Origin of the sequence: Bifidobacterium scardovii JCM 12489 = DSM 13734 (genome assembly GCF_001042635.1) — a bacterium.
Classification (GTDB): Bacteria; Actinomycetota; Actinomycetes; order Actinomycetales; family Bifidobacteriaceae; genus Bifidobacterium; species Bifidobacterium scardovii.
The window spans coordinates 1,364,708-1,385,240 of the sequence record NZ_AP012331.1 but is presented as its reverse complement, the minus strand read 5'-3'; the positions used below and the strand labels follow the sequence as shown (position 1 = coordinate 1,385,240).

General features: G+C 66.2%; 16 protein-coding genes. 8 read left to right on the top strand and 8 right to left on the bottom strand.

The window, feature by feature from the left end; all coding sequences use genetic code 11:
- Nucleotides 1–291: 291 nt before the first annotated feature.
- The 7 genes from guaA (at nucleotide 292) to BBSC_RS05670 (ending at nucleotide 11,834) form a co-directional block, all read left to right on the top strand.
- Nucleotides 292–1,854 carry a glutamine-hydrolyzing GMP synthase gene (guaA, locus tag BBSC_RS05700; protein ID WP_033517590.1) on the top strand — a complete coding sequence of 521 codons (1,563 nt, stop codon included), beginning with the start codon at nucleotides 292–294 and terminating at the stop codon, nucleotides 1,852–1,854.
- Between the two features lie 290 nt (nucleotides 1,855–2,144).
- Entirely contained in the window at nucleotides 2,145–3,626 is a 1,482-nt protein-coding gene (locus BBSC_RS05695; RefSeq protein ID WP_033519501.1) for a DUF1846 domain-containing protein, read from the top strand.
- 154 nt (nucleotides 3,627–3,780) lie between these two features.
- Entirely contained in the window at nucleotides 3,781–5,451 is a 1,671-nt protein-coding gene (gene pta, locus BBSC_RS05690) for a phosphate acetyltransferase (protein WP_033519502.1), read from the top strand.
- 352 nt (nucleotides 5,452–5,803) lie between these two features.
- The gene (locus tag BBSC_RS05685) at nucleotides 5,804–6,493 is read left to right on the top strand and encodes a PadR family transcriptional regulator (RefSeq protein ID WP_033519503.1); all 690 of its coding nucleotides are present in this window, start codon (nucleotides 5,804–5,806) and stop codon (nucleotides 6,491–6,493) included.
- 1 nt (nucleotide 6,494) lies between these two features.
- Nucleotides 6,495–7,301, top strand: coding sequence for an ABC transporter ATP-binding protein (locus tag BBSC_RS05680; RefSeq protein ID WP_081893004.1), 807 nt, complete (start codon nucleotides 6,495–6,497; stop codon nucleotides 7,299–7,301).
- Nucleotides 7,302–7,385: 84 nt separating this feature from the next.
- Nucleotides 7,386–10,385: an ABC transporter permease gene (locus BBSC_RS05675; protein WP_081893005.1), complete on the top strand. Its 3,000-nt coding sequence runs from the start codon at nucleotides 7,386–7,388 to the stop codon at nucleotides 10,383–10,385.
- Between the two features lie 219 nt (nucleotides 10,386–10,604).
- Nucleotides 10,605–11,834 carry an acetate/propionate family kinase gene (locus BBSC_RS05670; protein WP_033519505.1) on the top strand — a complete coding sequence of 410 codons (1,230 nt, stop codon included), beginning with the start codon at nucleotides 10,605–10,607 and terminating at the stop codon, nucleotides 11,832–11,834.
- Between the two features lie 242 nt (nucleotides 11,835–12,076).
- On the opposite strand, the gene aroA is transcribed toward BBSC_RS05670, so the two are convergent.
- Nucleotides 12,077–13,417 (bottom strand): 3-phosphoshikimate 1-carboxyvinyltransferase, encoded by a 1,341-nt coding sequence (gene aroA / locus BBSC_RS05665; protein ID WP_033519506.1) that lies wholly within the window; start codon nucleotides 13,415–13,417, stop codon nucleotides 12,077–12,079.
- 260 nt (nucleotides 13,418–13,677) lie between these two features.
- Here aroA and BBSC_RS05660 point away from each other — a divergent pair, with 260 nt between their 5' ends.
- The gene (locus BBSC_RS05660; RefSeq protein ID WP_033519507.1) at nucleotides 13,678–14,292 is read left to right on the top strand and encodes a Type 1 glutamine amidotransferase-like domain-containing protein; all 615 of its coding nucleotides are present in this window, start codon (nucleotides 13,678–13,680) and stop codon (nucleotides 14,290–14,292) included.
- Nucleotides 14,293–14,565: 273 nt separating this feature from the next.
- Here the strand turns inward: BBSC_RS05660 and BBSC_RS05655 are convergent, their stop codons facing one another.
- The 7 genes from BBSC_RS05655 to BBSC_RS05620 form a co-directional block, all read right to left on the bottom strand.
- On the bottom strand, nucleotides 14,566–15,276 hold the full coding sequence (locus BBSC_RS05655) for a hypothetical protein (RefSeq protein ID WP_033519508.1): 711 nt from the start codon (nucleotides 15,274–15,276) through the stop codon (nucleotides 14,566–14,568).
- A gap of 84 nt (nucleotides 15,277–15,360) precedes the next feature.
- Entirely contained in the window at nucleotides 15,361–15,861 is a 501-nt protein-coding gene (locus tag BBSC_RS05650) for an aminoacyl-tRNA deacylase (protein WP_033519509.1), read from the bottom strand.
- A gap of 447 nt (nucleotides 15,862–16,308) precedes the next feature.
- Entirely contained in the window at nucleotides 16,309–16,620 is a 312-nt protein-coding gene (locus tag BBSC_RS05645) for a winged helix-turn-helix domain-containing protein (protein ID WP_033519510.1), read from the bottom strand.
- Nucleotides 16,617–17,303 (bottom strand): hypothetical protein, encoded by a 687-nt coding sequence (locus BBSC_RS05640; RefSeq protein ID WP_033519511.1) that lies wholly within the window; start codon nucleotides 17,301–17,303, stop codon nucleotides 16,617–16,619. Before BBSC_RS05640 ends, BBSC_RS05645 begins: the two co-directional genes overlap by 4 nt.
- A gap of 645 nt (nucleotides 17,304–17,948) precedes the next feature.
- Nucleotides 17,949–18,635 carry a response regulator transcription factor gene (locus BBSC_RS05630; protein WP_033519512.1) on the bottom strand — a complete coding sequence of 229 codons (687 nt, stop codon included), beginning with the start codon at nucleotides 18,633–18,635 and terminating at the stop codon, nucleotides 17,949–17,951.
- Nucleotides 18,632–19,984, bottom strand: a complete 1,353-nt coding sequence (locus BBSC_RS05625; protein WP_051923234.1) for a sensor histidine kinase — start codon at nucleotides 19,982–19,984, stop codon at nucleotides 18,632–18,634. The genes BBSC_RS05630 and BBSC_RS05625 overlap by 4 nt, the downstream gene beginning before the upstream one ends.
- Before the next feature lie 36 nt (nucleotides 19,985–20,020).
- Nucleotides 20,021–20,473 (bottom strand): hypothetical protein, encoded by a 453-nt coding sequence (locus BBSC_RS05620; RefSeq protein ID WP_144414429.1) that lies wholly within the window; start codon nucleotides 20,471–20,473, stop codon nucleotides 20,021–20,023.
- Between the last annotated feature and the right edge of the window lie 60 nt (nucleotides 20,474–20,533).

The following is a 20,533-nucleotide window of genomic DNA, read 5'->3' as shown; positions in this document are numbered from 1 at the left end:
ACGCAAAATGTTTGCTTTGATTATTCGAATTGTTCACGACGAATTTTCTTGAAGATATCGTGAAAACGGCGGAATACAGCCATAATACGGCATCTCGGGAGCGATCTTCGCGTTCGTTTCAACCCTCGGAAACGCGGCGTGTTGTCAATCGAACGTGCGCATCTGTGAACTTCCCCGGCGTGTTTCGGCCGGGCGCCAATGTCGCCTTACACCGCCACAATGGTGCTACTTGTTGTCGTTCCATGCGACATCGCACCGATACGTATATCGAACATATATAAGGGAGCATTCATGGCATCAGGTCCTGTACTCGTCGTCGACTTCGGAGCCCAATACGCGCAGCTGATCGCACGCCGCGTGCGCGAGGCCAACGTCTATTCGGAACTCGTGCCGCATTCCATGCCGGTCGACGAGATCCTGGCCAAGGATCCGCAGGCCATCATCCTGTCCGGAGGCCCCGCCTCCGTCTTCGAGCCCGGCGCGCCGCGCGTCGACAAGAAGCTGTTCGAGGCCGGCGTTCCGGTGCTCGGCATCTGCTACGGCTTCCAGGCCATGGCCTACGCGCTCGGCGCCGACGTGGACAAGGCGGCGCTCGGCGAATACGGCAAGACCGAAACCGTCATCGACGACGCCGAGGGCCTGCTCGCCGGCTCCCCGGACGAGCAGAACACCTGGATGAGCCACGGCGTCGCGGTCAAGACCGCCCCCGAAGGCTTCGAGGTGCTCGCCCACACCGCCGGCGCGCCCGTCGCCGCCATGCAGGACCCGTCCCGCAAGCTCTACGGCGTGCAGTGGCACCCGGAGGTCAAGCACACCCCGCTCGGCCAGAAGCTCATCGAGACCTTCCTGCACGAGTGCGCCGGCCTGCCCGACAACTGGGACGCCTCCAGCATCATCGAGGACCAGGTCGCGAAGATCCGCGAGAAGGTCGGCGACGCCGAGGTGATCTGCGGCCTGTCCGGCGGCGTCGACTCCGCCGTCGCCGCGGCCCTCGTGCACAAGGCCATCGGTGACCAGCTCACCTGCGTGTTCGTCGACCACGGCCTGCTGCGCAAGGGCGAGGTCGAGCAGGTCAAGCACGACTTCGTCGCCGCCACCGGCATCAGGCTCATCACCGTGGACGCCGAAGCCGACTTCCTCGAGGCCCTCAAGGGCGTCTCCGAGCCCGAGCGCAAGCGCAAGATCATCGGCGAGAAGTTCATCCGCACCTTCGAGAAGGCCCAGCGCCAGGTGCTCGAAGAGGCCGGTGCCCGCGGCAAGGAAGTGAAGTTCCTCGTGCAGGGCACCCTCTACCCCGACGTCGTCGAGTCCGGCGGCGGCGACGGCGCGGCCAACATCAAGTCCCACCACAACGTCGGAGGCCTGCCCAAGGACATCAAGTTCCAGCTCATCGAGCCGCTGCGCACCCTGTTCAAGGACGAGGTGCGCGCCATCGGCACCGAGCTCGGCCTGCCCGACGAGATCGTCTGGCGCCAGCCCTTCCCCGGCCCCGGCCTGGGCATCCGCATCATCGGCGAGATCACCAAGGAGCGCCTCGACCTGCTGCGCGAGGCCGACGCCATCGCCCGCGAGGAACTCTCCAAGGCCGGCCTCGACCGCGACATCTGGCAGTGCCCCGTCGTGCTCCTGGCCGACGTCCACTCCGTCGGCGTCCAGGGCGACGAGCGCACCTACGGCTCCCCCATCGTCCTGCGCCCGGTGAGCTCGGAAGATGCCATGACCGCCGACTGGTCCCGCCTCCCCTACGACGTCCTCGCCACCATCTCCACCCGCATCACCAACGAGTGCCGCCAGATCAACCGCGTGGTGCTGGATTGCACCTCCAAGCCCCCGGCAACCATCGAATGGGAGTAATTGGATGACGGAGTGTCCTCTGCGTTGCTCCCCGGTCGACGTGCCTTAGCACGCCTTCCCTCGGTGCGCCTTGAGGGCACACGCGTCATCCAATTACTCCGCTTGGCCAAGCGCGTGATGGGTTGAAGCGCATTTCGGTATCCTATGTCGTTATTCGTTCAATGATTCCAGCTCCCCTCGGAGAGGGGAGCCAGATGTATGGCGCAGCCCCGTCGGCACCCGCCGGCGGGGCTGCGCCATACGGTATAATCCTTCTGTTTACGATGACGTTCGGAAAGGGATGCCGACCCATGCGACAGGGATTCGACAACGACAAGTACATCGAGCTGCAGGCCGCCAACATCAAGAAGCGCATCGCGCAGTTCGGCGGCAAGCTCTATCTGGAATTCGGCGGCAAGCTGTTCGACGACTACCATGCGTCGCGCGTGCTGCCCGGCTTCGAGCCCGATTCGAAGTTCCGCATGCTCAAAAGCCTGTCGGACGACGTGGAGATCGTCATCGCGATCAACGCCAACCACATCGAAAAGGCCAAGATGCGCGGCGATCTGGGCATCACCTACGACGAGGACGTGCTGCGGCTGATCGATGTGTTCCGCTCCCGCGGATTCCACGTCGGCTCCGTCGTGCTCACCCAGTACGCGGGCCAGCCGGCGGCCGACGCCTACCGCCGGCGCCTCGACCAGCTGGGCATCACCTGCTACCTGCACTACCCCATCGCCGGGTACCCGCACGACATCGAGCACATCGTGTCGGACGAGGGATATGGCAGGAACGACTACATCGTCACCTCCCGCCCGCTCGTCGTGGTCACCGCGCCAGGGCCCGGCTCCGGCAAGCTCGCCACCTGCCTGTCGCAGCTCTACCACGAGAACAAGCGCGGCATCGCCGCCGGTTACGCCAAATTCGAGACCTTCCCGATCTGGAACCTGCCGCTCAACCATCCGGTGAACATCGCGTACGAGGCCGCGACCGCCGACCTCGACGACGCCAACATCATCGACCCGTTCCATCTGGAGGCGTACGGCGAGACCACGGTCAACTACAACCGCGACGTCGAGGCCTTCCCCGTGCTCAAGGCCATGATGGAGCGGATCATGGGCGAAAGCCCCTATCAGAGTCCGACCGACATGGGCGTCAACATGGCCGGCTACGCCATCGTCGACGACGACGCCTGCCGCGAGGCCGCCAGGCTCGAGATCGTGCGGCGCTACTTCGCGGCCGCCGTCAACGCCAAGCGCACCGGCACCGGCGAGGAGCAGGTCGAACGGCTGCGCTCGATCATGAACAGGGCCGGCGTCGACAAGGATCTGTCGCCGGCGCGGTCCGCCGCGCTGCTCAAGGAGGAGACGACCGGCGCCCCGGCCGGCGCCATGGTGTTGCCCGACGGGCGCGTGATCACCGGCAAGACCGGCGATCTGCTGGGCGCCGCCAGCGCGCTGCTCATGAACGCGCTCAAGGCCGTGACCGGCGTGGACGAGGGCACGCGCGTGATCGACGACGCCGCCATCGAGCCGATCTGCCGGCTGAAGACCGAGCATCTGTCCAGTGCGAACCGCCGGCTGCACTCCGACGAGACGCTGATCGCGCTGTCGCTCACCAGCGCGTCCAGCCAGCAGGCCGCCCGCGTGATCGGCGGGCTGGAGAAGCTGCGCGGCTGCGACGCGTTCTTCTCGGTCATCATCTCGTCCACCGACGAGGAGCTGTACCGCAAGCTCGGCATCAACGTGTGCTGCGAGCCCAAGTACGAGCGCATGAGCCTGTACCACAAGTGACGTTCCCGCCGGATCCGCCGTCGCCGCCCCATGCTGTGACCCAGCTCACATTTGATCAATCGCGTCGTCGTGAGCGCTCACGCACTACAATGGGTGCTTGAGTGTGAACAAAGCGGTCACACGAAGCAGTACCAGCCCGACGAGGAGATCACCCGTGACAATAACCAACATCTACATCGCAAGCCCCGAAGGCGCCAATGGCCGCAACGTCGTCGCATACGGCGTGCTCAAGGCGCTGACCTCCAAGTACAAGACCGCCGTGTTCCGCCCCGCCGTCTCCAACCACGACCAGTTCACCCCGATACTGCTCAACGCCTCCAACGCCGGGCTCGGCGTGGCGCTGTCCACCGGCCTTGACGTGCATCAGGTGCGCCGCGACAAGGAAGGCTCGCGTGGCGACATCGTGGCCGCGTTCCACGACGCGATGAGCGTGTCCCGCGCCGACGCGGCGCTGATCGTCGGCACCGACCAGTCCCACGTCAACGATCCGACAACCTACGAGTTCAACGCGAACATCGCGGCCGACCTGCAGGCCGGCGTGTTCCTGGCCGTGTGCACGGTCGACCGCTGGCCCGACGAGCTCAGGGACACGGTGCAGCTGTCCATCGAAGGCATGGAGGCCGCGGGCAACAAGGTGCTCGGCATCTTCGTGACCGGCTGCGAGCCGCGCCACGCCGTCTCCGTCAAGGAGACCCTCGCCGGCTTCGGTCTGCCGGTGTGGACCATCCCCCAGATGCCGTTCTCCGAGACGTCGCACGCCGACGCGGCCCTCGCCGCGTTCCAGGCCAACGTGCCGACCGAAGAGGTGCTCAAGGCGCTCGATGTCGACATCAACTTCCCGATCACCTCCTACGCGTTCCAGCACAGCCTGCTCGGCCGCGCCAAGATCAACAAGAAGACGATCGTGCTGCCGGAGGGCGAGGAGGACCGCATCATCAAGGCGGCCGACTACCTGCTCGAGCGCGAGATCGTGAACCTGATCATCGTGGGCGACAAGGACGCCATCCTGGCGCGGGGCGGCGAACTGGGGCTCAAGTACCTCAACCGCGCCCGCTTCCAGGCGCTGGACGACGAGAACGTCCTCAAGCCCATGGTGGCCAAGCTGTGCGAGCTGCGTGCCAAGAAGGGCATGACCGAGGAGCAGGCGCGCCAGACGCTGGCCGACGCCAGCTACTTCGGCACGATGCTCGTCGTGCTCGGCTACGCCGACGGCCTGGTTTCCGGCTCGGTCAACTCCACGGCGAACACCGTGCGCCCGGCCCTGCAGGTCATCAAGACCAAGCCCGGCCAGAAGATCGTCTCCGGCGCGTTCCTCATGTGCTTCAAGGACCATGTCACCGTGTTCGCCGACTGCGCGATCAACCTCAACCCGGACGCCGAGCAGCTCGCCGAAATCGCGCTGCAGTCGGCCGAGACCGCCAAGGCCTTCGGCATCGACCCGAAGGTCGGCATGCTCTCCTACTCCACGCTCGGTTCCGGCAAGGGCCCCGACGTGGATATCGTCGAGGAGGCCACGAAGATCGTCAAGGAGAAGGCCCCGGACCTGCCGGTCGTCGGCTCCATCCAGTTCGACGCCGCCTGGTCGCCAACCGTGGCCGCCACCAAGGCCAAGGGCAACGACATCGCCGGCCACGTCAACGTGTTCGTGTTCCCCGATCTGTGTGCCGGCAACATCGCGTACAAGGCCGTGCAGCGCTCCTCCGGCGCGCTCGCCATCGGCCCGGTGCTGCAGGGCCTCAACCGCCCGGTCAACGACCTGAGCCGCGGCGCCCTCGTGCAGGACATCATCAACACGATCGCCCTGACCGCCATCGAGGCGCAGTAGCCCGCACCTCCCGCGGCCCGCATGCGCAGGCCGCCCATCCCTGTTCCCAAGGCCCATCGCCCTCCCGGCGGCGGGCCTTTTCTCATAGCCCCATGAGGCCGGCACCGGCGTGCCCCCGCCAGCAGGAACAGCATCAGTCATCATGGGCCTCCCGTGCCATAATTACCCAAATTCCTAGCACGCATATGAGCGGCATTGCGGGCTAAGAATCTCAGGATCAGGCGAGCGGCAACGCAGCACACCGTCATGAGGCATGGCGACATGCCGGATCAGGCCATTGACAATGCAGCTAGTTACTGAGTAACCTAATAACCATCAAGTTGATTACTCAGTAACCATGCAAGGAGGCAGGATGGCGATCAAGGAAGCACTGCTGGCATTGCTGCAGCGGGAACCCGCCAGCGCGTACCAGCTGAAGAAGGATTTCGACGCCACCACCAGCCAGACCTGGCCGCTCAACATCGGCCAGGTCTCCACCACGCTGCAGCGCCTGCAGCGCGACCGGCTCATCGAGCAGAGTCCCGACGCCGCCGATCTCGCCGCCATTCCCGATGCCGGCGCCGCCGCCGGTTCCGGCCCCGGCGTCGCCACCCGCACCCCAACCTCAACCAAGGTCCAGCAGACCGTGCTTTGGCGGCTGACCGATCAGGGCCGGCGGATCGTGGCCCAATGGTGGAGCACGCCGGTGACGCTGGAGCAGCGCGGCCGCGACGAACTGGTGATGAAGCTCGCGTTCGCGGTGGACACGCCGGGAGTCGACGTCGCCGCGCTGGTGCAGCGCCAGCGCACGTCGCTGCAGCAGCTGCTGCACGACGTGACACGGGCCCGGCGGTCCCTGCCCCACGACGATCTCGCCGGCCAGCTGGTGCTCGACCACCACATCTTCGCCACCGAAGCCGAACTGCGCTGGCTGGACACCATCGACGGCGCATGGCTGCGCGCCCATCTGCGCGCGCATGCCGCGACCACCGCAGGCGCGGCCGCGCAGACCCCCGAAGCCCCCGAACGGGCCGACGATTCCGCAACGGCATCAAGGAGATGACATGACCGCAACGACCACCGGCGATCCGACCGCCTCGCCCCGCATCCAAGGCCAGCAATCCGGCAACGACGCGCACGAAGGCCCGATACTGCGGCTGCGCGACGTATCGCGCACGCACGGCGAGGGCGCGCGGCTCGTGCACGCGCTGAACCACGCGAATCTCACGCTGCATCCCGGCGAGTTCGCGGCGATCATGGGCCCCAGCGGTTCCGGCAAATCGACGCTGCTGAACCTGGCGGGAGGATTGGACACGCCGACCAGCGGCCATGTGCTGGTCGAGGGCGTGGATCTCGCCGCGATCGGCGTGGCCGAGCGGGCGCGGATGAGGCGGCGCTCCATCGGCTACGTGTTCCAGGACTTCAATCTGCTGCCCGCCCTGAGCGCACGCGAAAACGTCCAGTTCCCGCTCGAGCTGGACGGCTGGCCGGTCGGCCGCGCCGTGGACGCCGCGATGCGTGCGCTGGACGAGGTCGGCATCCCCGAACTCGCCGACCGCATGCCTGAGGACATGTCGGGAGGCCAGGCACAGCGCGTCGCCATCGCGCGGGCCCTGGTCGGCAGCCGCCGGCTGCTGCTGGCCGACGAGCCGACCGGCGCCCTGGATTCCAACACGGGCACCGCCATCCTCGAGGTGCTGCGCCGCCGCGCCGATCAGGGCGCCGCGGTGCTGCTGGTGACCCATGAGCCGCGGTTCGCGGCGTGGGCCGACCGCACGATTTTCCTGCGCGACGGCTCCATCATCGACGCGACCGAACCCGACGACGTGGATCGGCTGCTCGACGGCGACGGCGCGCCCTTCGCCGGATGACGCCGGCGCCGTGCGCCCGCGCTCCCATTCCGTATCCCCATCCCGTATTCCTGCATTACGACCGCCATCCCGACTGCGAGGCCAATGATGATCCGCTCATCCCTATCCGAACGCATGCTCACCGCGTGCCGCCGCTGGAGGCCGGCGCTGCGCATGGGCTGGCGCGACGCGCGCCGCCATCTGGCGCGCACCGTATTTTCCCTGCTGCTGGTCGTGGTGCCCGTCGCCGCGCTGATCTCCGGACTGGCCGTCACCACCGCGCTGCGGGCCAACCGCCAGCAGGCGCTGGATTCGATTCCCCCGGACGCGCAGGGCGTCATCACCGCGACCGCCGTGCGGCGCGGCGACGAGCCGTTCCCGCAGTTGCCGGAGGGCGCGCCCGGGGTATGGGTGGACGACCTGTCCCAGCAGCCGGCCACCGTCGACGAGCTGCAGCGCATCATCCCGCCGGAGGACACGCTGCTGCCGTTCTGGAAGTCGCCCGATCTGCTGGCCACCACGGCCACGTCCATGCGTCCGGGCGAGCAGAGCGCCGCCGGCGAGAAGGTCAGCGCGGCGGCCGGAAAGACGGATATCGCCGCCACGAGCGTCGTCACCATGACCGAAGCCGGCGCCGAGGCGCTGGACCAGCTGCTGCCGACGCCGTCAAGCGGCTCGGTGCCGCGCGATGCGACCGAGCTGGTGGTCACCACCGGACTTGCCGAGCAACTGCATCTGCGCGTCGGCGATACGATCACGATCACCGCTCCCCCGTTCCAAGGCCATATGAGCACCGACGGCCGCATCGGCGACGTCATCGAGGATTCGCAGCGCGCATGGCGCGTCAGCGGGCTTGTCGACGATGCCGGATCCCATGCCTGGGGGCTTGAGGGATGGATGTCACGCATGGTGGAGCAGGATCCGCTGGGCGTCGACGGCCATTATCTGGTGATGGGAAGCGGCCCGGTGACCTGGGCGCAGGCGAAATCCATGAACGTGCTGCAGGCATTCGTGGTGTCGCGCCACGTGCTGACCGACGGCTATCCCCCGGCCGACCAGCGCTATCCGGTGCGAATCGACGCGCAGGCCGCGCTCGCGCAGGCCGTCGCCGGCATCCTGACCACGGTGCTCGGCGTCGTGGTGGTGCTCTTCTTGGTCACGCCGGCGTTCTCGGTCTCCACCGACCAGCAGCGCCGCACGCTCGGTCTGGCGGCGGCCTGCGGCGCGTCGCCGCGCGACCTCAAGCGCATCGTCACCTCGCAGGGGCTCATCATCGGCCTGTGCGGCGGTCTGATCGGCACGCTGCTCGGGTTCCTGGCCATGCTGGTCGCCGTGCCGCCGCTACGCCACATCAGCATTCCCGAGGTGTTCGGATCCTTCCCGTGGCCGATGATGGCCGCGGTGATCGCCATGGCGATCATCATCGGCTATGTAGCCACGCTGATGCCGGCCCGGCGGGTCGGCAAGCTCAATCCGGTCGAGGCGCTGAAGGACCTGCCCGCGGCCGAGCGCCACGGTCGCGGCCGCATGCACGCCGCCGCACAGTACGCCTCGGGGCCGGCGCTGCTCGTCGCCGCGGTCGCCTGCGGCGCGGCGAGCCTGGCCCTGCCGACGCCGGCCATAACGGACGGCGATGTGTCCGGCGGCGGGGGCACGTCCCTGCATATGACGCTGCTGGTCGTCACCGTCGTGCTGGCGCTGGCTGCCTTGGTGCAGCTGGTGCGCGGCGCCACCGCATGGGGCTCGTCGATCGGGCGGCGCGCTCCCCTGGCGTTGCGCCTGGCCTGCCGCGACGCGGCCAATCACCCGCACCGATTCGTCCCGGCGGCCACCGCGGTGCTCGTCACGATCGCCATCGCCTCGTATTCGCTGGTGCTGATCGGCTCGGCGCTGGCCGACCAGCGCGACAATGAGGGGTTGCCGGTCACCGGCCGCAACCATATGGCGCTGTTCGCGAAGGTTCCCATCAGCAACGACTACGACCGCATGGTCGTCACCGATGCCATCGACAAACTGCGCGCGGACCATCCCATCGTCGACCATCACCCGATCTACGCCGCGGCCAGCCCCAAGGCCGACTACGGTCAGGGGAACGACGCCGCGCAGCGGCGGGAATCCCAGCGGCTGCTTAGCGCGAAGGCGCTGCTGCCGCAGTCCGAGGAATGCCAGGGCAGCCTCACGCAGGACGTGGCCTCGGTCATCCATCCGGGCACGCCCGTGGCCTGCACCGACGTACGGCGGGGGTATCGCGGCAACATCGCCGGCCTGGGACTGGTCAACGCCGATGTCGAGGTGCTGATCATCGACGGCGACGCCATGCGCGACTCGGGGTATCCGAACGCCGATGCCGCGGCCAAGGTGCTCGACGAGGGCGGCATCGTGGTGAACAACGCGGCGCAGGTCGTCGACGGCGCCACCGAACTGGCCGTGGAGCCGCGCGACGGCGACATACCGTCCCGAGCCAACGCCGACCGCATCGTCACGCTGCGATCCGTATTCGTCCGCGGCTTCTATCCGCTGGCCATGAGCGGGAAGACCGCACGCGAGCTGGGCTTCACCGAAGTGCGGTACATCGGCGAGTACGTGAGCCTGGCCGGCGCCGATGGCCATGGTCTGCCCGGATTCATGGATATGGACGGCATCACTGCGGCCGTCGATGCCAAGTATCCGCTGGTCGGCACCAGCCAGGACAAGGGCGTATGGGGGGTCTCCCCCATCACCTTCGCCCAGAGCGCCATGCTGGCGCTGCTGGCGCTTGCGGCGACCCTGATCTCGCTGCTGCTGGCCAGAACTCAGACGCGGCGGGACCTGTCCACGATGCATGCGGTCGGCGCATCGCCGCGGTTCCTGCGGCGTTTCGGTCTGGCGCAGGCCGCGGTGATCCTGCTGACGGGCGTGCCCGGAGGCATGGCGGCCGGTCTGGCCCTCGGCTGGTTCCATGTGGCGTGGAACCGCCGCATCGGCGCCGACGGCGCGTGGCTGCGGACCGATCCGATATGGCCGATGCAGCTCGCATTGGCCATCGCCGTGACCCTGATCGCGCTGGCCATGGCCTATCTCGTCACCCGCCCGGCACGGGATCTGACCAGACGCTCCATCGACTGATTGCAAGGCGCCGTTGTCCGCTCGCCCCGGTCCGTCCTGAGATTCTTAGCACGCAAACCTGCGCATAAGCGTGCTAAGAATCTCAGGACGGACCGGGGGCACGGGGGCGCGGATCCGGCGCAACCGTGGCGGGTCGATGTAGCCACCAACGAGTAGGCTTGCTTACGGACGTGGAGCGTGCACGCTCCCCAATCACAATCAGTATGGAGGATGCCCACAATGGCGAAAACCGTCCTTGTCATCAATTCCGGTTCCAGCTCGATCAAGTACCAGCTGGTGGATCTCGAGTCCGGCGAAGGCCTCGCTTCCGGCCTCGTCGAGAAGATCGGCGAGCCGGTCGACGGCCACTACAAGCACGAGTACAACGGCGAGAAGCACGAGCTTGAGGAGCCGATCCACGATCACGAGCAGGGTCTGAAGCGCGTGCTCGGATTCTTCAAGGAGTACGGCCCGGATCTGTCCGAGGCCGGCATCGTCGCCGTCGGCCACCGCGTGGTCCAGGGCGGTTCCCTCTTCCCGAAGCCGGCGCTCGTCACCGACAAGACCATCAACCAGGTCAAGGATCTGGCCGTACTGGCCCCGCTGCACAACGGCCCGGAGGCCAAGGGCGCCGAAGTCATGCGCGCGCTGCTGCCGGACGTCCCGCAGATCTTCGTGTTCGACTCCTCCTTCTTCTTCCAGCTGCCGAAGGCCGCCAGCACCTACGCGCTGAACAAGGAGATCGCCGACCAGTACCACATCCGCCGTTACGGCGCCCACGGCACCTCCCACGAGTACATCTCCTCCGTGGTGCCGAGCGTCATCGGCAAGCCTGCCGAGGGCCTCAAGCAGATCGTCCTGCACATCGGCAACGGCGCCTCCGCCTCCGCCGAGGTGTCCGGCAAGCCGGTCGAGACCTCCATGGGCCTGACCCCGCTCGAGGGCCTGATGATGGGCGGCCGCACCGGCGACATCGACCCGGCCGTGGTCTTCCACCTCATCCGCAACGCCCACATGAACGTGGACGAGCTCGACGCCCTGTTCAACAAGCGTTCCGGCATGATGGGCATGACCGGTTATGGCGACCTGCGCGAGGTGCACCGTCTGGTGTCCGAGGGCAACGAGGACGCCAAGCTGGCCCTGGACGTCTACGTGCACCGCATCGTCAGCTACATCGGCAACTACACCTACCAGATGGGCGGCTGCGACGTGATCACCTTCACCGCCGGCGTCGGCGAGAACGACGACGTGGTGCGCAAGATGGTGTGCGACAAGCTCGCCCCGTTCGGCGTCAAGCTGGACGAGGAGAAGAACGCGACCCGCTCCAAGGAGCCGCGCATCATCTCCACCCCGGACTCCTCCGTGATCATCGCCGTGATCCCGACCAACGAGGAGCTGGCCATCGCCCGCAAGTCCGCCGAGATCGCCGAGAACGGCACGGACACCTACGGCAACACTTTCGCCAAGTGAGTGGATGCCGAAAGGCTCTGACTAGTCTCTAGTCGCAACGCAGTGAGGGGCTGATTCCGATCGGAATCAGCCCCTCACCTGTTGTGTGCAGTGCCGTGACGACCCGATGCGCCGCACTCCCCTCAGTCGCCTCCGGCGGACAGCTCCCCTCAGGGGGAGGGAGCCAAGTCAAAAAGGGGCTGGCTCCCCTCCCTGAGGGGAGCTGTCCGCGCAGCGGACTGAGAGGAGCATCCTACCGGAAACTACTCCCCCAGCATGCCGTTCCACATGCCGACGAAATCAGGCAGGGTCTTGCGCGTCGTGGCCACGTCGATGACCGTGATGCCGGGAATGCGCAACCCCAGCATCGCGGCGAACGTGGCCATGCGGTGATCGGCATAGGTCTCCATCACGGCGCCGTGCAGCGCATCGGCCGGGACCGGCTCGACGCGCAATCCGTCGGGCAGCTCCTCCGCCACTCCCCCGACGCGACGGATCTCATTCACCAGGGCTTCCAAGCGGTTCGTCTCGTGACCGCGCAGATGCCCGATGCCGACCATGTCGGTGGGCGCATCGGCGAACACCAGGATCGCCGCCAGCGAAGGCGCGATCTCCCCCGCCGCCGTCAGATCGAAGGTGCCAAGACCGTGCACTGTGCCGTCTCCGGCCACCTCGCAGTAGCGCACGCCGTCATCGTCCTGCGGGAAGGACACGGCCGCGCCCATGCGTTCCAGGTATCCCGGCAGCAGTCCGCCCGGCTGCGTGGTTTCGGCCGGCCAATGCGGCACGCGGACCGTGCCCCCGGCGATCAGCGCCGCACCGAGGAACGGCGCGGCATTCGACAGATCCGGCTCCACGACCACGCGGTCCGGCAGCTGCAGCGGCGCCGGACCGGCGGCCCAGACCCGGGCATGCTCGTCGGCCGTGATCCGCCCGCCGGCGCCGTTGACGTCGGCGACGGTCATGCGGATATGCGGCAGGCTCGGGGTCTTCTCCCCCGTGTGCGTCAGCGTCAGACCGCCCGGCAGCCGCGATCCGATCAGCAGCAGGCCGGAGATGAACTGCGAGGAACCGGACGAATCGATCGCGACCCGGCACGTCTCATCCGCCAGCCGGGCCGGCGGCGTGATGGTGAACGGCAGGCGGCCGGTCTCGCCACGGTACTCGACCGTGGCTCCCAGTTGCTCAAGCCCGTCCAGCACGGGCTTCATCGGGCGGGCGTAGGCCTGCTCGTCGCCGTCGAAACGCACCGGACCGTCGGCGAACAAAGCCAGTCCGGGCACGAAGCGCATCACCGTGCCGGCCAGCCCGCAGAACACGTCGACGCCGCCATGGAAACGGCCGTCGGCGGGCGGCGTCACCGTCACGGTGGTGGCGTTGGCCGGGTCGGCCTCGCAGCGCACGCCGAGCGTCTCCAGCGCGCCCATCATGAGTTCGGTGTCGCGCGAGCGCAGGAGCCCAACCAGCGTGACGGGCCGCGAGCCGAGCGCGGCGAGGATCAGGTATCGGTTCGACAGGGATTTGCTGCCCGGAATCGTCACGGTGGCGTCGAGCGGGCGCCCGGCCACCGGCGCGGGCCAAAGCGGTGATGCGGTCGTAGTCATACGCCTATCGTATCCGCTCCGGCCCGCTTTCGGCGCTGCATGGCCGCATCGCGCACGGCATGTCGCATCCGGCCGGCCATGCGGCCTCCGGTTGCGCCGCATGGCGCCTCCCCGCCAACGCATAACGACGGACCGGCCGGCTGGGTCAAATGCCCGGCAAGTTGCCCGGACCGTGATCCGGCGCCCGGGAATGGACCTATACTGGGCATCGGATGGGGTCTGGTGCATCGGCGTGGAGCCGATGCGGAAAAGAGGCGGTCATGGTCACCATGTTGCTGGCGTCGACGCTTCGCGGGGCCACGCACGCCGTGGACCAGCTTGCGCCGTCGTCGCCGCGCACGGTCACCTATATCCCGACGGCGGGGACCGTCGAGCCTTGGGGAGGGCTGCATGCCGCGGCCAACCGCCGCATGCTGCGCCGGATGGGGTTCGCCGTCGACGAAGTGGACATCGCCACGGCCGCGCCGGCCGATATCCGCCGCGCGCTCGAGCGCAACGCGTTCGTCTGCGTGTCGGGCGGCAACACCTTCTTCCTGATGCAGGAGCTGCGGCGCACCGGCGCCGACGCGATGCTGTCGGATCGGGTGCGGGCCGGCACGCCGTACATCGGCGAATCGGCCGGGGCCGTGGTCACCGCCCCGAGCATCGCCTACTGCGCCGACATGGACAGCACGGACAAGGCGCCCGACCTGAACGATTATGCGGGGCTGGGATTGGTCGACTTCCACGTCGTGCCGCATCGCGGCAACCTCACGATGGGGCGTGCCGCGCAGCGCATCGTCGACCGGTACGCCGGCACGCTGGACATGCGCGTGCTCACCGATCGCCAGTCCGTGCTGGTCAAGGACGGGCAGGCGCGCACGCTGACCGCATAGCATCCCGCGTTTGGCTCCCCTCCAAGAGGGGAGCTGTCGGCGTAGCCGACTGAGGGGAGCTCATGCGAATCGGCTTGATTCAAGCGTTCATGGCAATGCTCCCCTCAGGCCGCTTCGCGGCCAGCTCGTCCGCAATCAAGGACGGCCTTACGGCCGCAGTTTTACCTGCTCACTGTCGTTCGCCTTCGCCTACAAACGCCTCCGGCGTTTGCTTCACGGCTCAGCCTCCAAGAGGGGAGCCAAATATAGTACACGAACTTACGGCGCGGGATACTAGCGGGATCGTGCGATCCCCTGCGCGTAGGCGTGCACCTGCGCGACCACATCGTTCAGGTAGGACAGGGACGCGCGCCAGTCGCCGCGCACTTCGATCGAATGGTTGGCGCGGGGATATTCGTGCACGGCATGCGTGAGCCGCACCGCACGGTCGTGGTCGTACAGCGGGTCGGCGGTGCCGGCGCACACCAGCGGTTCGGGTGCCGGCTGTGCGGCCGGGTCATCATCGGTCGTCGGATAGTCGGCGTCGCCGGGCACGGGGATGACCGCATGGGTCGGGTCGAAATCCGCCGGCGCAAGCACCGGAGTGAGCAGCGCGATGGGCACGCCGCGTTCGAAGGCGTGCGGGTACACGAAAGTCGACAGCGATTTGGCGATCAGCAGCGTCGTGGGCGTGCGGCCCGCCGTCTTGGCGTCATCCTTCACCATCGCCAGCCATTCGTCGACGGCCTGGCCCAGCATCGCGATGATCCGCGACGACGGGGTTTTCGACAGATCCGCGTTCACGTCAAGCCGATCCACGTACCAGCCGTCGTCGATTAGCGCCATCGCGGAGCTGTACAGCAGCGGACGGTCGCAGTTGTACCCGGTGCCGGGCATGAGCAGCACGCGCTTGCCGGCGCCGCCGGCTTCGATCCGGTTCCTGCCCCACCGGCGTATGGCATATGTCGGTTCAACCGATCCGTCTCCCGCGCGCGTTTCGATCATGCGTCCGTTCCCTCCGTGCATTCATGACTCGTCGTTATCCGCCCATATTGTACCCGCGAACCGCATAAGACACCGTCGGAGGTCTCAGGCAAGCGGCCGGTTCTCCCCCGCGGCCGGTTTGACGAAATCGCCGCCGTCGAAGTATCCGGCGACGTCGTTCTGCTCGACGATGAGCCTGGGATCGATGGCGAGCGTGTGATGCGGATCCTCGGTGCCGCAATAGACCTTGTCATGGCCGAGCAGCCGGCGGTCGACGTACATCGGCAGGCCGTTCAGAAACAGCGGGCCAACCGTGCCGACGTCGTATCCGGTACGTTCCCTGACCAGCTCGGGCGAGGCGAGATGAATCTGGCGCAATCCCAGCTCACGGCCAAGCTGGCGCCACTTGAGATGCGCGGACGCGCATGCGACCACGGCGAACACGCCTTCCTTCGCCTCGACGATGTACGTGGCCGCCGCCCGGTCGATGTCGAATACCTTCGCCCCGGACACCAGATCCACGATCGCCGTCTCATGCTCGATCAGTTTGGCGCGGTCGCCGTGTTCGGCCGCGAATCGGCGGATCGCCTCGTATTTATCGTTCATGATCTCCCCGCATTGCCGAGTGCATGCCGCACATGTCGATATACCGATAATGTTGTACACGAGCATATCGTCAACGGATACGGCCTCATATGCTGGGCGATTCACGATCCAAGGGGCGAAACAAGGTCTCCGACGACTTCATTCCGCGGTTTGAGGGGTACGATCGACCGCTACTGCGACCGCCACCACGCCGTTTTCCACCAAGATTCCCCGCGCCGGGGATCCGGCTCATGCAAGAGATGCCCCTCAGATCGCCGAATGAGGTCTGCACAAGGCCGATTCTGCCCCTCAGATCGCATTTTCGCTTCCAACCATGTCTCCCGGCGGCCAGACCCTTCGAACACCACGGCGACGAAACCGGGCATGGACCGTCGCCGACGAGGAGGGTGCGCGAGGCGCTGCCGGTGCCGTCCGGTATTCAGGGCGGCACCGGCAGGACGCCCGGCGTCAGCCTTCTTGCTCCTCGAGAGGCGCCAGCAGGCGCTTCAACGCGGCCAGGTATCGGTCGAAGGCCGTTCGCCCTTCCGGGGTGATCGCCGCATAGGTGGCGGGCTTGCGGCCTTCGAAGGTCTTCTCGATACGCACGTACCCGGCTTGTTCCAGCTTGGTCAGGTGCACGGAGAGATTGCCCGGCGTCATGTCGAGCAGATCGGCGAGTTTGGCGAACGAGATCGTCATATCATCGTTCAGCGAGGCCAGCGTGGTCATGATCCGCAGCCGTGACGTGGCATGGATCAGAGGATCGAGTTCGTCACTCATTGACGGCTCCCCTGCATCAGCGCGGCGAAGGTCTTGTTCCGCCGGCCGAAGACCAGCGCCCATACGCCCATCAGGAGCATGGCGCCGCCGCCCAGCAGGGAGAGCATGGCATAGCCCATGACCCCGCTGAGAAACGCCGCCGCGAACGCGAGCACCAGCATCCACACGCCCACGACCAGCTGCGACAGATCTCGCCATATCGCCGCACCGGCCATATACAGGGTTCCGGTGATCAACGGGACGACGATGTTGTACAGCACCGCGGCGGCATTGTCGGACAGGCCGAGCCGGCCGACGGCCACGCCAAGCGATGACATGCCGAGTCCGAACGACAGGCACCACGTCCAGCCATAGATCGCCCCCATCCGCATCTCGCCGGCACCGGATTGATATCCTCGTCTCGTGCTGACGCCAACGACGATCGAGGCGATGATGCCGACCAGCAGAACCCCGCCGAAGACGGCGAACGCCCATGCCGGCATCTTGCCGCCGCCCATTCTGATCCCCACGCTCAGCATGCCGTAGGCGACCAGCCAATCGATGCCCCATATCACGCAGAACGCCCAGTCGAACACGCGGAACACGCGGTCGACGCGCCCCGACTGATGCTCGATGATGCGCAACGCCTCCCGGGCGTCCTGAATGGATTCGCTGCCGCCGCGCGGCTTCCCCTTCGCGTCCATAATGTCTCCTTGATCATCCAGTGAACTTTGTGGACATAATATACTTTACGATACAAAGTAGATTATGTCAATGCACACTTCGGATAGATCAACGCACCCCCGCAATCAGCCGCTCGGCATCTCTCATCGTAAGTTCGTGTATTATTTACGTCTCCAAAACCAATGGTTCAATGCCATACTCTTCCAAGATAGGAAGCAGACGTTCCATGCATTTGCGGCGTGCACGCTCGTCCTTCATATGCGCCATGCGCTCACCGACAACACTGATATGAAATGATTCTATTGTCTCCGGCTCTCTAATGACCTCATCTTTGAACCGCGGTACCATATCATGCCAGTGCAGTTTCCTTGCGCCCTGGCTTGAGTCTTACGAGAGCACGGCGAATGGAGTCCGGGGCACCGGTAATCAGGGGAGCGCCCATCATATGCCACGGATGATCCAAGTCTTTGGCTCGAATGCTCTCCTCACCCCAAACGTGGGCCAGCATGATGAGAACATCCTAATATCAATGCCGTCGTCGATAATCCAGCATGGCACCAGAAGACCGCATCGGCTCAGGCCAGCTGCCCCCATACGCAAGCGCGCAATATGCAACAATGATTTGCATACGCCGCACAGAACCTCAGAACCAAATACGCATTCGCTCACAAGGTCCCGCCCAAACCGGCTTTGTACCACATCACGGCGATGTTGACGCGGGTTTTGGCATCGAGTTTGGAGAGGATGCGGGTGACGGTCTTCTTCACAGAATCAGGTTGGATGCCGAGCCGATCGGCGATTTCCGCGTTGTCCAATCCGTCGGCGACCAGTGCGGCGATCTCCAGCTCGCGCGGCCCCAACGCATCGAATCGGGAGCGCAGCGTGGCACGTTCATCATCGGCGCGGCCGGCGTTGACGGGGATGGCACGGCGGATGACCTCGCCGGTGACGCGGGGCGTAAGAATCGCATCACCGGCCGCGACCGCATGGATCGCCTTGCACAGGTCGGCGGTGCGCACGTCCTTGAGCAGGAAGCCCGACGCCCCGGCGCTTAAGGCACCGAAGGCGTAGGAGTCCTGGTCATAGGTGGTCAGGATCACGACCTTGACGGCCGGCCAGCGACGCGTGATCTCACCGGTCGCATCGATGCCGTCCATGACGGGCATGCGCACGTCCATGAGGATCACGTCGGGCAGCGGCTTGCCCTGCGCCTCGAGCAGGGCGATCGCGTCGACGGCCTCGCGCCCGTTGGCCGCCTGGGCGATCATGGTCAGGGCGGGATCCTTGCGCAGCATGAGAGCGAAGCCCATGCGTGCAGCTCGTTGATCGTCCACGATCATCACGTTGATCATGTCTGCGGCTCCTCGTTCGTGGTGTTTCCGTTTGCTTCATGCCGACCATTACCGTTTCCTCTACCGGATTGCATAGATGGCATCACCGCCTTGAGCATATAGCCCATGTTGTCCGGCCCCGCCTCGAACGAGCCGCCTGCGGCCGCGACCAGTTCGCCTAGCCTGTTCAGACCCATGCCGGTGCCGGTAGCGGCGTCGTTCGCTCCATCGTGTTGTTCCGGATTGCCGCTGGCCCCATCGTCTCTGACGATCACGGTCAGGGATCCGTTATCCGCATGGTCCCATGAGATGACGATGCGGCGCAGATTACGGGCGTGGCGGATGGCGTTGGTGACGGCCTCGCGGGTCACCGTGAAGCACAGATCCGCTTGCCGGGGGTCGTCGGGTCTGTACCCGGTTTCCGTATGCGCGACGATGAATCCGAGCTGCTTGGCATGGCTGAGAATCGGCGCGACGTCATTCCACGTATGCAACTGGCTGAACGTGGAATGGCCGCGATCCATGACCGGACTGGCATCGGGATTCTGCAGGGCGCATACGGCTTGGCGGGTGTCGGCGAGACCGCTGCGGGCGAGCTCGTTGACCGTGGCGATGGCCTCGTCGATCTGCGGGTCGCCGCTCATGCCCCCCAATCCTTCGGTGAGCGCGATGATGGCGGTCAGGTCATGGCCAACGCTGTCGTGCAGTTCGGCGGCGATGTCGGTGCGACGGCGAGCCTCGTCACGCTGACGTTCCAGTTCAACGCCGCGTCTGCGCTGATCCTCGATCACGGCCTTGGCCTCGCGTCGTTCGCGGATGCCGCGCGAGCACAGGCCAAGAGCGATGACCGAGGCATCGAGGAACGCCATCGGCAGCAGAATCGCCCACGGTTCCACTGACGTACGCATGTGCAGCAGGGCTCCGGAAACGAGTACGGCCGCGTTCACGGTGATGCCCACGACCAGGAGCGACGGGACGCAAAGCAGCGTGCACGAGTACAGGGCGAACAGCATGGGCAATGCCATGTACGCTTCCATGCCGAACAGCGCGGCGCACAGGTATGCGGCGCACACCACGCAGGCCGCGACGAACGGACGACGCAGACGTACCAGCAGCGCCCCCACTGAGATGAGGCACAATACGACCATCAGGGGCAGCCCCCACGGCTGGCGTGTCAGCACGCCGGCCTGGGGATCGGCTCCCGGTCCCGCGAATACGATCCGGGTGAGCATCATCACGTCGTAGCACAGGCACAGCACCGGCACGGCCATGCGCGCGACCGAACTCGACCGCCAGAACTTGGCCAGTCCGCCGAATGGGCCGGCGAACGCGTTCCATATGACGCTTCCCGGTTTGGTCTCCTCCGCCATTCCGCTCCTCTCCCCCTCGATGCACCGTCGACCATTCTATTGCTCCTTGGAGGTGAGATTCACGGTTCCGGTGAATTGGTCGCCGGTCACGTAGACATAGAAGCTGGTGCCTTCGACGTCATAGGTCTGATCGATTGCGCCATCCGTGACGGGCACGGCTCGCTTCGCGTCGCTGCCGTTGGCCACAAGGATTTTGCCGATGCCGGACATGTTCTCGATGGTACCGGTCAGGTGGATGGAGGTCTCCTTGCCGGTGCCGCCGAACACGGTCTCCTCGCCGGTGAACTTGTCGTAGTCGGCCTGGTAGACACCCGTGTAGGAGTCGTTGCCCGTGGTGCGCGCGCCCTTGAGGTCCTTGTCTCCGGACACGCCGATGCCGGTCGAGCAGCCGGCGAGCATGATCGCGGCGAAAACCGCGAGGAGGACGGCGATGACGCGATGCGGCAGACGTATGACCCGTTCGCCGCGTCGGTTGGTGATGGTGCGCATGATGAAACCTTTCGATACATATGGATGCCGCATCGGGACGCCCCCCTCAGCGAGGGAGAC